At 42.5% G+C, this 15,708-nt stretch carries 13 protein-coding genes; 4 read left to right on the top strand and 9 right to left on the bottom strand.

Annotated features, from left to right (window positions below; translation table 11 throughout):
- Positions 1–51 precede the first annotated feature (51 nt).
- Entirely contained in the window at positions 52–2,238 is a 2,187-nt protein-coding gene (locus PSH50_RS20155; RefSeq protein WP_024031514.1) for a YgiQ family radical SAM protein, read from the top strand.
- Between the two features lie 87 nt (positions 2,239–2,325).
- Here PSH50_RS20155 and PSH50_RS20150 read toward each other — a convergent pair whose 3' ends face one another.
- From PSH50_RS20150 to lptD, 7 genes are all read right to left on the bottom strand, one after another.
- Positions 2,326–4,341, bottom strand: coding sequence for a methyl-accepting chemotaxis protein (locus PSH50_RS20150; RefSeq protein ID WP_004585853.1), 2,016 nt, complete (start codon positions 4,339–4,341; stop codon positions 2,326–2,328).
- Positions 4,342–4,453: 112 nt separating this feature from the next.
- A complete protein-coding gene (locus PSH50_RS20145) occupies positions 4,454–5,272 on the bottom strand; it encodes a symmetrical bis(5'-nucleosyl)-tetraphosphatase (protein ID WP_273586729.1) in 819 nt (272 codons plus the stop codon).
- Between the two features lie 11 nt (positions 5,273–5,283).
- Complete coding sequence (apaG, locus tag PSH50_RS20140; RefSeq protein ID WP_273586730.1) at positions 5,284–5,673, bottom strand: Co2+/Mg2+ efflux protein ApaG; 390 nt, start codon at positions 5,671–5,673, stop codon at positions 5,284–5,286.
- The gene (gene rsmA, locus PSH50_RS20135; protein ID WP_004585856.1) at positions 5,657–6,463 is read right to left on the bottom strand and encodes a 16S rRNA (adenine(1518)-N(6)/adenine(1519)-N(6))-dimethyltransferase RsmA; all 807 of its coding nucleotides are present in this window, start codon (positions 6,461–6,463) and stop codon (positions 5,657–5,659) included. Before rsmA ends, apaG begins: the two co-directional genes overlap by 17 nt.
- Complete coding sequence (pdxA, locus tag PSH50_RS20130) at positions 6,460–7,452, bottom strand: 4-hydroxythreonine-4-phosphate dehydrogenase PdxA (protein WP_029773297.1); 993 nt, start codon at positions 7,450–7,452, stop codon at positions 6,460–6,462. The genes rsmA and pdxA overlap by 4 nt, the downstream gene beginning before the upstream one ends.
- 2 nt (positions 7,453–7,454) lie before the next feature.
- Positions 7,455–8,750: a peptidylprolyl isomerase SurA gene (gene surA, locus PSH50_RS20125; RefSeq protein WP_004585858.1), complete on the bottom strand. Its 1,296-nt coding sequence runs from the start codon at positions 8,748–8,750 to the stop codon at positions 7,455–7,457.
- Positions 8,751–8,842: 92 nt separating this feature from the next.
- Positions 8,843–11,095 (bottom strand): LPS assembly protein LptD, encoded by a 2,253-nt coding sequence (gene lptD / locus PSH50_RS20120; protein WP_029773298.1) that lies wholly within the window; start codon positions 11,093–11,095, stop codon positions 8,843–8,845.
- A gap of 101 nt (positions 11,096–11,196) precedes the next feature.
- On the opposite strand from lptD, the gene PSH50_RS20115 reads away from it, so the two are divergent.
- The 3 genes from PSH50_RS20115 to djlA are packed head-to-tail and all read left to right on the top strand — an operon-like array spanning position 11,197 to position 13,735.
- Entirely contained in the window at positions 11,197–12,198 is a 1,002-nt protein-coding gene (locus PSH50_RS20115) for an aminoglycoside phosphotransferase family protein (RefSeq protein ID WP_273610006.1), read from the top strand.
- Positions 12,195–12,857 carry an N-acetylmuramate alpha-1-phosphate uridylyltransferase MurU gene (murU, locus tag PSH50_RS20110; protein WP_273602736.1) on the top strand — a complete coding sequence of 221 codons (663 nt, stop codon included), beginning with the start codon at positions 12,195–12,197 and terminating at the stop codon, positions 12,855–12,857. The genes PSH50_RS20115 and murU overlap by 4 nt, the downstream gene beginning before the upstream one ends.
- 17 nt (positions 12,858–12,874) lie before the next feature.
- Positions 12,875–13,735 carry a co-chaperone DjlA gene (djlA, locus tag PSH50_RS20105; RefSeq protein ID WP_029773301.1) on the top strand — a complete coding sequence of 287 codons (861 nt, stop codon included), beginning with the start codon at positions 12,875–12,877 and terminating at the stop codon, positions 13,733–13,735.
- Here the strand turns inward: djlA and PSH50_RS20100 are convergent.
- A complete protein-coding gene (locus PSH50_RS20100; protein WP_273586735.1) occupies positions 13,718–14,662 on the bottom strand; it encodes a DUF3530 family protein in 945 nt (314 codons plus the stop codon). The genes djlA and PSH50_RS20100 overlap by 18 nt on opposite strands.
- A gap of 81 nt (positions 14,663–14,743) precedes the next feature.
- Entirely contained in the window at positions 14,744–15,397 is a 654-nt protein-coding gene (rluA, locus tag PSH50_RS20095; protein WP_096739103.1) for a bifunctional tRNA pseudouridine(32) synthase/23S rRNA pseudouridine(746) synthase RluA, read from the bottom strand.
- Positions 15,398–15,708 lie beyond the last annotated feature (311 nt).

Genomic DNA, 15,708 nt, shown 5'->3' with positions numbered 1-15,708 from the left:
GCAATGTATTAGGATATAATTCGCGCCTTTTGTTATTCTACGGCCAAAACTATGAGCTCCCTTAAAGCTGAACGCGCGCTATTTTCATACCCCAAATATTGGGCTGAATGTTATGGCACCGCCCCATTTTTACCTACCACTCGCGAAGAAATGGACGCTCTTGGCTGGGATAGCTGCGACATTATAATTATTAGCGGCGATGCCTATGTTGATCACCCTAGTTTTGGTATGGCGGTAATTGGCCGTGTACTTGAAGCGCAAGGCTTTAGAGTGGGTATAATTGCTCAGCCAGATTGGCAATCAAAAGATGCCTTTATGGGGCTTGGTAAACCAAACTTATTTTTTGGTGTAACAGCCGGCAACATGGATTCGATGATCAACCGCTACACGGCAGAAAAACGAATGCGCCATGACGATGCCTATACACCAGGTAATGTGGGTGGTAAGCGCCCTGACCGTGCGGTGATGATTTACTCTCAGCGCTTACGCGAAGCCTACAAAGGTGTGCCTATTGTTATTGGTGGTATTGAAGCAAGCTTGCGCCGTATTGCTCATTACGACTACTGGCAAGAAAAAGTACGCCGTAGTATTTTATTTGATGCCAAAGCCGACATCCTTATTTATGGTAATGCAGAGCGCCCGCTGGTGGAAGTAGCCCACCGTATAGCCGCTGGCGAAACTATGGATACAATTCAGGATATTCGTGGTACAGCGGTTATTCGTAAAGAGCCAATACCGGGCTGGCGCGGAAGTGATTCAACAGCGATTGATAAAATAGGCAAAATTGATCCTATCCCAAACCCCTATGGGGCTGATGATGTTGGGTGTAGTAAATCAGAGTTTAAGCAAGCCGGTATTGATTTAAAAGCCGAGGCCGCTAAACCCATTACCATTCAGCCTGCGCGCCCTAAACCGTGGGAAAAAACATACGTTAAACTGCCTGCATTTGAGCAAGTAAGCGTTAATAAACCGCTTTATGCTCATGCCTCGCGCATTTTGCACCAAGAGACCAATCCAGGTTGTGCTCGTGCGTTATTTCAGCGCCATGGCGATCGCTCTATTTGGGTTAACCCGCCGGCATTTCCGCTCGAAACCCATGAGATGGATGATGTATTTGGTTTGCCTTATCAGCGTATACCGCACCCAAGTTATGGTGATGCAAAAATACCAGCCTACGATATGATTAAAACGTCGGTTAATATTATGCGTGGCTGTTTTGGTGGCTGTTCGTTCTGCTCTATTACCGAGCATGAAGGACGTATTATTCAAAGTCGCTCGCAAGAGTCGATTATTGATGAAATAGAACAAATTAGAGATAAAGTACCTGGTTTTACCGGTGTTATTTCTGATTTAGGTGGCCCAACGGCCAACATGTATAAATTACGCTGTACGAGCAAAAAAGCAGAAAGTACCTGTAGACGACTTTCATGTGTTTACCCTGATATATGTAAGCACATGGATACAGACCATACACCTACTATCGATTTATACAAAAAAGCCCGTGAAGTGAAAGGCATTAAAAAGATTTTGATCGCCTCAGGCGTTCGTTACGATCTAGCCGTACAAGACCCTCGCTATGTAAAAGAGTTGGTGACGCATCATGTGGGTGGCTATTTAAAAATTGCCCCTGAGCACACAGAAGATGGCCCTTTGTCTAAAATGATGAAGCCGGGCATGGGTGCTTACGATCAATTTAAAGAACTATTTGATAAGTACTCAAAAGAAGCGGGTAAAAAGCAGTACTTAATACCGTACTTTATTTCAGCGCACCCAGGTACCAAAGACGAAGACATGGTTAATATGGCATTGTGGCTTAAATCTAACGACTTTAAGTTAGACCAAGTACAAAACTTTTACCCGTCGCCTATGGCCAATGCAACCACCATTTACCATACAGAAATGAACTCGTTGCGTAATATTAAAAACAACAAAGAGCAAGTACCCGTGCCAAAAGGAGCGCGCCAACGTCGCTTACACAAAGCAATATTGCGTTATCACGATCCATCGGGTTGGCCAATGATCCGCGATGCACTGCGTAGTATGGGGAAAGCCAATTTAATTGGTAAAGGCCCAAATTGCTTAGTGCCAGAAGAAGGCCGTGATGAAAAAGCACATAAAGGCGCTGGTAAAGGTAAAGGAGGGCGCCCAGCCTTAACGCGCCATACTGGGTTTAGCCAATTTAAAAAGGCTAACACTAAGCCTAAAGTGGGCGGCAATCGCCAGCGTGCTTCTCGCTAAGTGTTAAAACAAGTAAATAAAAAACCCGATACTGAGTAACAGTATCGGGTTTTTTTATTGCGTTAATTTACTGTTGTTAGGTGTACATTACACTTTAAAGTTTTCTACCGATATTCTTAGCTCTTCAGCAAGTTTGGCTACTTCTGAGCTTGAAATATTTGTTTGATTTGCACCCTCAGCTGTTTGCTCGGCTATGGCTACAATAGATTCTAAACGTTCACTAATTTCTTGTGATACTTGTTGTTGCTCTTGAGCAGCGGTAGAGATTTCTTCACTTACATCGTGTGCTTGCGATACGGCAAGTGTAATTGAGTCTAATGCGCTGCTTGCTAAGTCGCTTTGTTCAACACATGATTCTGCTTGCTGTTTACCTTTATCCATTGCTGTTACAGCCGCTTCTGCGCCACTTTGAAGCGATTCAATCATAGATTGTATCTCTTGGGTCGACTCTTGCGTTTTGCTTGCCAATGAGCGTACTTCATCCGCTACTACCGCAAAACCTCGGCCATATTCACCGGCACGTGCTGCTTCAATTGCAGCGTTAAGTGCTAATAGGTTGGTTTGCTCTGCAATGCCGCGTATTACATCTAAAATACTGCCTATAGATGCGCTGTCTTGATGAAGCTTATTAATAACACCTGATGCATCGTCCACCTCGCGAGCAAGTTGCTCAATAGTGGCTTTGTTTTGATGAGATATACCTTTTACACGTTCAGCTTCTTTATCGGCATTTTTAATTTCGTTAAGTGCCTGCTGTGCGCTGTTGCTTACTGTTTGCGACGTGCTGCTCATTTCGGTTGTGGCTGTTGCCGCTTGCTCTACTTGTGCTTGTTGGTTACGGATAGCTTGGCTTGACTCACCGGTAATGGCCGATGTTTGCTCAGACGCCGCTGCTAATTGAGTTGAGCGTGAAATAATGCCCTTAATTAAGCTACGTAGGCTATCTATAAGGGTGTTACAGCTTTTTGATAGCTCGCCAAATTCATCTTTTGCAGAGTCATCTAAGCGTTGGGTCATATCACCGCTGGCAACAATATCTAAAATCCGATTAACCTCAGCCAGTGGCTTAGTGATTCTATTAACGGTAAGAATCGCAATTGCAATTGCAATTAACGTTGCGATGATCATACCTGCCCATGTCCAGAGCGTCGCTGAGTCTACATCCTCGCGAACACCTTCTTGTAATTTGTAAGCTACAGTACTTGCTTGTGTTACTAAATCATCAATTTGCGACAGTGCCATAGTGGTCGCTTGCTCTGATTGGGCAAGTTCTTTTTCGGTAAGTGCGATAGCGTCAATAAGGCGCTGCTTATTGGCCGCTAGGCTATTATTACCGCTGATATTTTCTATCAGCGTATCAACGTATGCTTGTAAATCACTGTATAGGTCGTTGTTATCTTGCTCTATAGCTGGCTTTATTAACGTTAAAGTACGAATTACTTCGTCAAGGTAATAAGCTTGCTCATTTTTTACAATATCTAAGGTGTTTGTCGTCTTAACCGTGAGCATATCGGTACTGTTACTCACCACAGACATAAAGTTGTTTTCTAAGTTATTGGCGGCTTGGTAAGCGCGTGGGTGATTTTGCTCAAAGTTAGTAATATCTGTGATATCAAGCACGACTGAATTGGCATCTTCAGCTGCAATCTCAATTGTTTCAAGCTGTGCTGTGAGGGTTTTATTAAGTGCTAGTTGTTTATCTTTATCAGCTAATAGGTTTTCGACCGTACCTAAAAAGCTTAAGTAGGTTTTTTCTACAGCTTGGCTTTTTTGACTCAGTGATGCATCATTTTTTACAACACGTTGAAGGTCGGCGTGCAGCGAGTTGAATTTGTCTTTTTGCTCAAGTACTTTTTGTTTTATAGGGGTGAGCTGTGCGCTTGAGGTGGTATAAAAACTAGCTTGGGCTGCTTTACTCATTAAAATAAATTCAGCTTGTAGTTCTGAACTTTTATTAAGCGCGGGCAGTGATAACTGGTTTACCTGTTGGGTAGAGCGGTCAATGCTCGCAATTTTTATTAAAGAGTTACCACCAATGATTATGAGTAATAAGGTGATAAATATAAAACCACACCAAATTCGTTGGCTTACTGTCAGATTCATATGGATTTCCAATTAAAGTACTTCAATCACATCTTATCGGCTTTTTAACCAATAAGTTAAGCAATTAATATCTATTAATTTAAATTTAACATATGTGCTGGGGTTTTACAGTTTATTTAGATAAAAGCGTCGGCTTTTCTACTATTTTTTGCTTAGTTTGCAAGTCCATCATCGTTAAAGCACCGCCCCATACGCATCCGGTATCGAGCGCATGTATGTGATTGAGCTGAGTAACCCCTTCAAGAGCGGCCCAATGGCCAAATATAAGGTTGTTTTCTAATGCTTTTATATTAGGGTGAGTAAACCAGGCTGTTAACGTTTTATTATCGCTAATTGCGCCTTTCGCACTAAGCTCTAACGTGTTGTTGCTGGTTAAAAAGCGCATGCGGGTAAAGTAGTTAACAATGTATCTAAACTTATCAAATTCGTTTAAATCGTCATGCCATATAGCGGGGTGGGGCTGATACATTTTTTCAAAAAAGTGCTTAGCATTTGCCGATTGATAACAACGCTGAGCAAACTGTGCGTGTTTAAGTGCGCTTTCTATAGACCAATTAGGGTTAAGCCCTGCATGCGATATAAAGCTGCGGTGCTGTGCTAAATAAATAGCAAGCGGCTGAGTTTGCAAATAGGCGATATAGTGAGGAAGCTTTTTACTATCAAAAATAGCACCGAGTTTATCTTTGGGGTTGATTGGCTTATTAAGATAGTGACAGGCAACCATGTGTAAATCATGATTGCCTAAAGTAACACTCATGCTGTCTTGATGGCGATAAATATAATCTAGGCAGGCTAGGGAGTCCGGCCCACGTGCGACGATATCGCCCACTAAATAAAGGTGATCTTTGCTTGGGTTAAAGTCAACCCGTTTGAGCAAGCGGCTAAACTCTTTAAAGCAGCCTTGTAAATCACCAATTGCGTAATCAGCCATGGCGCTTTTTACTAATGTAAAATGTTAGGGCACGCTAAACGAAATACGCTTATAGGTGCTTCAAACTCAGAGCCAAACTCATTGCGCAGTGTGTAGTGTCCCTGCATGGTGCCAACAGGGGTGTCTAATATTGCGCCACTGGTGTATTTATAAGCTTCGCCTGGGCCTATAACGGGGGTTTCGCCCACAACGCCTTCGCCCTCTACTTCAACTTCTTTACCATTGGCATCGGTGATCAACCAATAACGGCTTAAAAGTGTAGCGCTGCAAAGACTGTGGTTTTTAATTGTCACTGAGTAGGCAAAAACGTACTTTTCTAGCTCAGGCTGAGATTGCCCTTCAACATAAAAAGTCTCTACAGAGACTTTTACAGGAGAGCCAATATTACTGCTTGTTGTCATAAATCCAATTAGCTATATCAATAAATTGTTGTAACGTTAGGCTTTCAGCACGCAAAGTAATATCAATACCAATGCTGGTAAGCTCATCTGCGGTGAGTAAGTTGCCTAAGCTGTTACGCAATGTTTTACGGCGTTGGTTAAAGGCTTCTAAACACACGGTGTTTAAAATTTTCACGCTTTTAGCGGTACGTTGCTCGGCTTTTTTAGGGATCAGACGAATAACCGCAGAGTCTACTTTAGGTGCTGGTTTAAAACACTCTGGCGGTACCTCAACCACGGGCATTGCGTGGCAGTAGTATTGCGTCATCACACTCAAACGGCCAAAGGTTTTGCTGCCTGGGCCTGCAACCATACGTTTTACTACTTCTTTTTGCAGCATAAAGTGCATGTGCTCAATATGATCAGCAAACTCAAAAAGATGAAACAGTAATGGCGTAGAAATATTGTAAGGCAGGTTACCAAACACTTTTAATTTTTTGTCATCGCGTACTAGGCTTGCAAAGTCAAACTTCATTGCATCGCCTTGGTTTACGTTTAATTTAGGACCTAAAAAAGGGTGCTCAATTAAACGCTGAGCTAAGTCTTTATCTAGCTCAACAACAGTAAGTTGGCCGCTTAAATCGGCAACAGGCTCGGTAATTGCGCCTAAACCTGGGCCAATCTCTACTAGGTTGTCTTGTGGTTTAGGATCGATTGCAGTCACTATTTTATCAATGATAGATTCATCAAATAAAAAGTTTTGCCCAAAACGTTTACGGGCGCGGTGTCCTAAATGTACTTTATCGGTCATTGATTCTGTGCTTTTTCATGGGCGAGCTTAATTGCTTCGCGGATCGCTAATTCAAAACTGCCAACTTCAGCGTCACCGGTGCCTGCTAAATCAAGCGCAGTACCGTGATCAACCGAAGTGCGGATAAATGGTAAACCTAAGGTTATATTTACCGAGTTACCAAATCCCTTGTATTTTAGCACAGGTAAACCCTGATCGTGATACATAGCAAGCACGGCATCGGCTTGAGAGAGGTATTTATCCTGAAATAGGGTATCGGCAGGAAGCGGACCAATTAAATTCATGCCTTGGCTGTTTAAGAGCTCAAGCGTAGGTGAAATTGTTTCTATTTCTTCAGTGCCTAAATGACCGTCTTCGCCGGCATGGGGGTTTAATCCACACACTAAAATTTTTGGTTGCTCAATACCAAACTTAGTTTGTAAGTCGTGGTTTAAAATACTAATAACTTTGGTTAAGCGCTCTTGTGTAATTGCACGCGATACATAAGCCAGTGGTATATGCGTTGTTACTAGGGCAACACGCAAGCCTTCAGTTGCTAGCATCATTACGACATCAGAGGTGCCCGATTGCTGAGCAAAGTACTCCGTGTGGCCACTAAAGGAAATACCGGCTTTATTAATAATCCCTTTGTGAACAGGGCCCGTGACAACGGCATCAAAGGTACCGTCCATATTTTTTTCGCTGGCAATACGTAAGGTATCAAGCACGTATTGGCCGTTTAAGTCGTCTAGTTCACCTAGCTTAACGTCAGTGCCTAAATCTACTTGGTGAATATAAATGCTACCTGCAGGCGCTTTAGCTGCAGGGGCATTTTCATCAAAATCAATTAGCTCAATATTAAGGCCCAAGTGTTGAGCGCGTTCTTTTAATAACTGTTTGTCGGCGATAGCGACCAGTTGAGCTTGCCATGGTTGCTGAGCTAATTGCAGCAGCAAGTCAGGGCCAATCCCCGCAGGTTCACCCGGGGTAATTGCAATTCGTAATGTCATAATTACTCGTCTATAGGGAAAATTTCAACATGGGCTTGTTCGCGCATTTCTTGCTGCCAGTTAAAACTTTCCTCTTTAAATTTACGATTAAACAACATGCCGTGCGCACGGTTACGTTTAGCTAGCTCGGTTTTATCTGCTACACGTTTATCTAAAAGTTGTACTATGTGCCAACCAAATTGTGTTCTAAATGGTTCACTAATTTGATTTTTATCAAGTGATAACAAAGTATCTTTAAACGCCGGTACATACGTTGTAGGGTCAGTCCAATCATACTCACCGCCTTTAAGGGCTGAGCCTGGATCTTCTGAGTATTCTTTAGCAAGCTCAGCAAAGTCTGCTTTTCCTGCGCGTAAATCTTTGGCAAATCCTGCTAGCATGCTACGTGCTTTTTCTTCACTTAAAATAATTGAAGGCTTAATAAGAATATGGCGTGAGCGTACTTCTGTGGTTTCTACTAATTGGCGACCACGTACATCTTGCACCTTAATTATGTGAAAGCCAGCACCCGAGCGAAGCGGGCCAACAATAGCGCCTTTCTTTTGACCTTTTACAGCTTCGGCAAATAACGAAGGCATTTCGTTGATACCCATATAACCGAGTTGTCCGCCTTCAAGCGCTTTTGAGCCACCTGATGATGAAATAGCGATGCGTTTAAACTCTTGGCCATCGTTTAATAGCTCAATAACTTTGTCAGCACGGGTTTTCGCACTGGTGATTTCATCTGCTGTTGCATCGTTAGGAATATCAATAAGGATGTGGCCAATATCATACTCTTCAGAGTTTTGACCTTGGCTTTCCATTATTTTTAACAGGTTATCTACCTCTTGTTGGCTAATATAGATTCGACGATCTACATTGGCACGGGTAACCTGTTGGGTGGTGATTTCTTTACGAATTTCTTCGCGGTAGGCTTGAAAGCTCTCGCCAGCGGCTTCAATGGTACGACGAAGATCGGCAATGCTGCCGCCTTGATCTTTTGCCATATTTGCGAGTGTTTGGTCTAACTGGCTGTCTGAAATTTCAAGGCCCATACGTTCAGCCATTTGCATCATAAGCGTTTGGTTAACTAAACGCTCAACGGCTTGTACGCGAAGCGTTTCGTCTTTAGGAAGTTGTTGGCCTTGCTCTGCGGCTTGCTTTTTAACACGATTAATTATGGTGTCTACTTCACTTTTTAAAATTACGCCTTGGTTTACAACACCAATTACTTTGTCGATTTCCTGTGGGGCGGCAAATGCGCCATGGCATAAGCTTAAGCTTAAAATAGCTGTTGATAATAGTTTTTTTAAATTCATATTCTTTTTACTACTCTTCTAATAGTACTGCTTTAAAACAGGGCGTACTGCATTTTAGGGCTTTAAAGTATCACCTTAATTGCTCGTTTGCCTTAATTATTAAGAAAATACGGTCTACGGTAGCCAAAAATACCTTGTTGTAATAATTTTTGTGCATCGTAACGGCTCTTACTGCCAAGCCCTTTTAATACAAAGTTTAAACTAATACCTGAATCAAAAGTGGCTTGTTGCTGCCCGATAGAATGATTTAAATCGGTTTCAATCTGACGGTGACCAGTAATTTGGATTGCCCAACAGCATGACTCATACTGTAATCCGCTTAAAAATTCGATGCTTCGATTATTTTCAAGGTCCCGGTGGTAGCTTGCAATAAATTGCCACTGATCACTAATTGGGATACTTGTAAATACACCCGTTTGCTCGATTGTATTTCCTGAGACATCATTTGCATAGCGATGGTTCAATTGAACTAGCTCATTATTGTCACCTTTGTAATCGAGGGTGACATTTGACTGGATCATTTGCTTACCATCTGTGTCGTATTGCATACCCGCTGAGAGGTACCAACGGCGGTGCCAATGTAGCATTGTTTGCGCTGCAAAAAGGGCGTTGTAGTTTGTCTCTGAGTCTAAATCTTGCTCGGTAGGTTTAGCCGAGTCGTTTAGGTAAAAAATTTGACCCGCGCTAAAGTTAAACACTTCTTCGTGTTTATTATCAAATAAGCGTGTTGTTGCACCTAACGTAAATTGGTTAGCTGCGGCTATACGGTCTACACCCGAAAAGCGCGTATCTCTAAATAGGCCAAAAAAGTCATCCTGTAGGCGAGTGGTGTCAAACAGGCCTATCTCAGATTGATCCTTATTAGGGGTATATAAATACTGTATTTGTGGCTCAAGAGTTTGAATGCCATCTTCAAAAAAGGTCGAGGTGTCACGTTCAAAGTTAAGCTGCGAGTACAAACGTACTTTTGGCAAGGTACGCGAAACGCTATCGCTATATTGAGTGCCCGTTAAATTACCACTTTGTTTGTAGTTAGTTTGTAATAAGCTCACTTCTGAGAGAAACGACCACGCATGTGTTGCGTAGTTAAAGCGCGCTTTTGGCTCTACGTGTACACGGGTAGCACTGTCTATGGCAATTTCTGAAGATTCGTTGGTAAAGTGGCTTACTTCACCCGACAAACTAAAGTCAAAGTTATCAAAACGCCATGGGGCGGTTTGTGTAAAGCTAATTTGTGGAACCGCGGCATACGACTCTAAGTGATCGCCCAGCACTTCAAAATTTTGAAATTTAATATCGGTACGCCATGTGTCGCCAAGGTGAGTCACAGAGCCGGTGCGATAAAGTTGGGTATCGGTTTTATTTGCGTAATTAGAGCTTAAATCGGTGATGTAGTTGTCATCACTGACGTTAGTTACATCAATATTGGCGCGCCAGTCTTCACTTAAATAGCTTTGTTGCTGCCAATGAAACATATAGCGCTCATCAAGGCTTGGCTCCGAATCATCGCTATCTAAATATTCAATACCGACTAAGCCTTCATGTTGCTCGCTCAGGTATCTAAACTCGGTTTGCAATTGTAAGCCTTTGCGCGACATATAACGTGGTGTAATAGTGGCGTCAAAATTAGGCGCAATATTCCAATAATAAGGTGTAACAGTTTCAAGGCCATAACGGTCGGAGCTTGAAATGCTTGGTGTTAATAAGCCCGACTTGCGTCGCTCATCCAGCGGAAACGTGAAATAAGGTAAATATAAAACGGGGGTATCAAGAATACGTAAAACGGCGTTATAGGTTTCGCCCCAGCCTTCTTCACGAGAGAGATTAATTTCGTCGGCTTCTATTTCCCACACTGGTGTATCGCTTGGGCAAGTAGTAAAGCTTGCATTCATTAACAATAAGCCAGACTCGTTGACAGTGAGTTTTTCGGCGCCACCTTTACCTTGTTGCGCTGTTAAGCTGTAATCGGCACCTAGTAGGCTTATTTCTGAATTATTTAAATCGGCATTTAAACCTGAGCTGTTTACTTGGCTTACACGGTCTTGATAAGTAATAGGGCCTGTTGCATTAAGTAAACCGCGCTGTTTATCTATAAGCGCAGTTTGTGCGGACAAACTCATATCAAGGGTGTTAATATCAACATTGCCGGTAAATTCAGCGCTTTGTGTGCCTAGGAGCTCTACATCGTCAGCTTGTATATCAACCGATCCTACCGCTAAATTTGGTAGAGGTTGCCAAGCTCTGGTTTGCATTGAAATGCCACATAAATTGTGTGCCAGTTCAGTTTCGGCAAGCGATGGTGCGCTAATTACGCCTAGCATCAATATGCCCCAGGTTTTGCTCATTTATCGACCTTAATGCTCTTTGGTTTATTATAAGCTAGACATAATAAAGGAAAACAATGGCAAATACAGTAATTGACCTATAAAAATAGACATCTTATATAATGACACGCTTTGATAATTTACAACTATTTATAAATACGTACTTTGATGCTAAACCACACTCCTTAGTAGCCATTACTGGGGATGCCAGCTTTCGCCGTTATTACCGTTTAAGCTGTGCCGGAAAAGCGTTTATTGTGATGGACTCCGACCCACAAAAAGTAAATAACGCTCCGTATATCTCTCTTAATAAAGTATTCACCGACAACGGCTTTTTATTGCCTGAAATAATTGCAAGCGATGAAGAACAAGGCTTTTTTGTGTTAAGTGACTTAGGAAATACACACTTAGCCGATAAGCTCGATGAGCCAAATAGAGATGAATATTACAAGCAATTAATCCGTTTAGCGGCAAGCTGGGCCAAAACCCCTGAATCAGCAGCTATGCAAAATTATAATAAAGAATTTATTCACCTTGAGCTGAATATTTTTAGCCAATGGCTGGTTACTGATTTTATTGGCTTAAAATTGAGTACTGAGCAACAAACGCTTTGGCAGCAAAGCTGTGAGCTATTAACGAACGCTATGCTAGCGCAGCCTACGGTCACGGTTCATCGTGATTATCACAGCCGTAATATTATGTATAGCAATGAGCAGTGGGCAATTATAGATTACCAAGATGCCGTGCGCGGGCCGCTGTGTTATGACTTAGTGTCGCTGCTACGTGATTGCTACTTTAAGTTGCCACAAGCACAGCTTAATCAGCTGCTTGAGTACGGCTATGAAGAATTTACAGCGCAAAAATTAATAACAGATACTTCTTTTGAGCAGTTTAAACAGTGGTTTGATTTAACGGGTATTCAGCGCCATTTAAAGGCAGCGGGAATATTTTGCCGGCTCTATTTACGCGATGGTAAAACCGGCTACCTTGATAATATTTTACCGACGTTGGATTACATTGTTGATGTTGCTAAAACCTATCCAGAGCTTGCAGCCTTAAGTGAGTGGGTAAGTAGCGCTGTAATACCGCAGGTAACACTAAAATTAGCTAAGGAGCGCACATGAAAGCCATGATTTTAGCAGCCGGGCGCGGCCAGCGAATGATGCCGCTTACACAAGCTATGCCTAAACCTATGCTAAAAGTGGCGGGTAAACCGCTGATTGAGCACCATATTAATAACCTTAAAGCCGCTGGCATTACTAACATTGTTATAAACCTAGCTTGGCAAGGGGATAAAATAAAAAGCTATTTTAAAAATGGTGCTGAGTTTGGTGTGCGCATTGTATATAGCCAAGAGGCTGAGGGCGGCCTTGAAACCGCAGGCGGAATTATTCAGGCGCTGCCATTACTAGGTGAGCAATTTATTGTAATTAATGGCGATGTATACACAGATTACGATGTGAATGCGCTTACACAATTGCACCTGCAAGACGGCGAGGCCCACATAGTGTTAGTAGAAAATCCACCGCATAACGAAAAAGGGGATTTTGCGTTAAGTCACTTATCGGCTGAGAGTCAAAAGTATACATTTTCGGGAATTAGCCGTTACCACGCTAATTTTTTTAAAGGTTTAGAGCCTGGCATACGCCCGCTTGGGCCAATATTGCGAGAAAAGCTCGCCCAACAGGTTATCTCAACTGAGCTTTATATTGGTCAGTGGGACGATATCGGCACACCACAGCGACTCGCGCAGCTCAACGAGCGCATACAAAACATACTTTAATAGAGGCAGTTAATTAGATGTGGGGAAAAATACTCGGTTTTTGTTTTGGCTTTATGTTTGGCAAAATTTTTGGTGCCATTTTAGGTTTATACCTCGGCCATTTATTTGATAAAAGCTTAAAAAACGATTTTGATAAAGCCGGGGGCTTTTCAGGTTTGTTTAAAGGTGATGATGTAAACGAGCGCCAAGCGTTGTTTTTTTCGAGCTGCTTTGCGGTTATGGGGCATATTGCAAAGTCGAACGGTCGCGTAAGCGAGGTGCATATAAAAGCGGCAAGTATGTTTATGGATGAAATGGGGCTAAAGGGCGATGAGCGCCGCGAAGCTCAGCATGCATTTCAATCAGGTAAAGACAGCGACTTTTCGATTAAAGAAACAGTACACGACTTTAAAGAACGCTTTGCAAAACGTTACGACTTACTGCAACTGTTTTTAGAAATTCAAATTCAAATGGCGTTTTCTGATGGCGTGCTCGCAGAGCAAGAAAAACAGCTGTTACAAGAGGTAAGTAAGCAATTAGGTATTTCTAAAACTCATTTTGCTTTTATTCTTAAGCGTTACCAAGCTGAATTTAGTTTTAGACAGCAGCAGCAACAGTATAGACAACAGCAGCAAGGTCAAAGTAGCAGTTACCGTGAAGGTTCTGGTCATCATGTGCCCCCTAATAACAGCATGAACCGCTCACAGGCCTTGGCTTTATTAGGGTTAAGTAGTGACGCGACGCAACGAGATATTAAAGTAGCGTATCGTAAATTAATGGCGCAGCATCACCCTGATAAATTAGTATCTCAAGGGCTGCCTAAACACATGATGGAAGTAGCAGTTAAAAAAAGCCAAGATATTCAAGCGGCTTACGAGTATTTAAAAAAGGCGGCGTAAAAAACCGTCTATCACTTTAGTTAACCGTGCATGCTGTTCTGGCGCATCGCGCAGGCCAAAGAGTTGGCGCTGGCGGTAATCAAATTTAGCATTTCGATTTACCCAGCGCTGGCGGTTTTTAAGGCTCATAAGTATATCGGTATTGTCATTTGCATAGTAAATATCAAGCAAGGCGGGGGTCACCAGCGATGTGGTTTGCGCTAAACCTTTATTGCGCTGTGTATTAGGTAAATAACTACTTAAGCTTATAAACGCATCTATTCGCGAGTCAGGAAAATCGGCATAGTATTCTAGCAATACTCCCGCACTGGTACCTTGTGCTATGACGACAATATTATTTGGCTCGCTCATCGCGTTTTGATAGAGCGCCTCATAACGCATTATTAAATTAGTTTTATAATTGCTTAGTACCTCATTACTCACCAAATCAATGGCATTAACAAAGTGTGGCTCTTGAGCCGTTGTAACAGCACCGTCGTTGTTACTTTGCGCCGTTTTTGTTGGATCTTCATTTTTCGCTTGCGTACTTGATTGGGCAGCTGCTTGTGCAGCCATGTTACTTGCTTGCCAATCTATATCGGGTACTGTCATGGCGTAGGTTGTGTAACCTAAATTAGTAAGCTCTTTTCGCAGGTAACTCATGCCAGCATTGCTGGTGGGGGTAGAATTCCAATCAGGGATGAGTAATACAATACCTCTAAAATCGCGGCTCATGTATTCGCTATACAAACTTAAAAACTCTGTATCACCAGCAAGTATGGGTTTAACTTCATCATTGGGTAGTAGACGTTTTATATCGCTATTTTCGATACTTGATAAAGAAGGTGGGGCTATATGCTCTGCAGCACTGGCATATGCGTTTAAGCATAACGCAGAGCAACAACATACACTTTGTAGCGTTTTTTTGATTAGCTGCGCAGATATCATAGTAAGCCCAAAACGTGAGTAATAACTAAGTATCGGCGCGATAAGGTAAAAGTTTAGTACTAACTTTGTGGGCTTTACCTATTAAAAGTCGGGCTCTACCTCAAAGGTCAGCACTTGCTCGGTCACGGGGTGTTTTAGTTGCAACATTTGCGCATGTAGTTGTAAACGTGGCGCCGCGGCTAGGGCCTCTTTATGGGCATAAAGTCTATCGCCCAGTATTGGGTGGCCAAGGCTTAGCATGTGCACGCGTAATTGGTGCGAGCGCCCCGTAATTGGCGTGAGCTCTACACGTGTTGCGCCCGCTTCTCGTGTAAGTATTTTAAAGTGGGTTAGCGAGGGCTTACCGTTTTCATAATCAACCATTTGCTTAGGGCGATTAGGCCAATCACAGATAAGTGGCAAATCAACCGATCCGGTATCTTGCTCAAGTTGGCCGTAAACACGTGCAATATAGCGTTTTGCAGTTTCACGTTCTTGAAACTGCATACTTAAATGCCTATGAGCTGCCTTATTCATAGCAAGGCAAAGTATGCCCGAGGTTGCCATATCTAGGCGGTGCACTATTTTAGCTGTAGGAAAAACACGGTTAACGCGATTAATTAAGCTATCGGCATGTTTTGGATCTTTACCTGGGACGGTTAAAAGTTCGCTGGGTTTATTAACGATGAGCAAGTCGTCATCTTGGTGCAGTATTGTTAAATACGGACTCATTGGGGGATTGTAATTAACTAACACGGCCGACCTCAGTAATTTTGCAGGGCGCTATTTTAGGGGAGCGAGAGCAAAGGCTCAAGGAAAAGATAAAAGTTTAATTGCGTATTTTTCATGCTGGAGTAAAACTGCACCAGCTTAAAGTTATAGGAACATATTATGGCAAGGCAAAGTATTTCACTTACTGAACAGAATGATTTATGGCTTCGTAATTACGTTGAAAACGTGGGGGGATTACACAAATAAAAGTGAATTGGTAAATGATTTAATTCGCCGTGCAAGAAGAGCAGAAGCAATAAATGGTAAGCTTGCTAACTCAGAAAAAAGCGGTTTTA

The sequence above is a fragment of the Pseudoalteromonas sp. Angola-7 genome, from assembly GCF_028599255.1.
GTDB lineage: Bacteria > Pseudomonadota > Gammaproteobacteria > Enterobacterales > Alteromonadaceae > Pseudoalteromonas > Pseudoalteromonas atlantica.
This window is presented reverse-complemented; position numbering and strand designations above follow the sequence as displayed.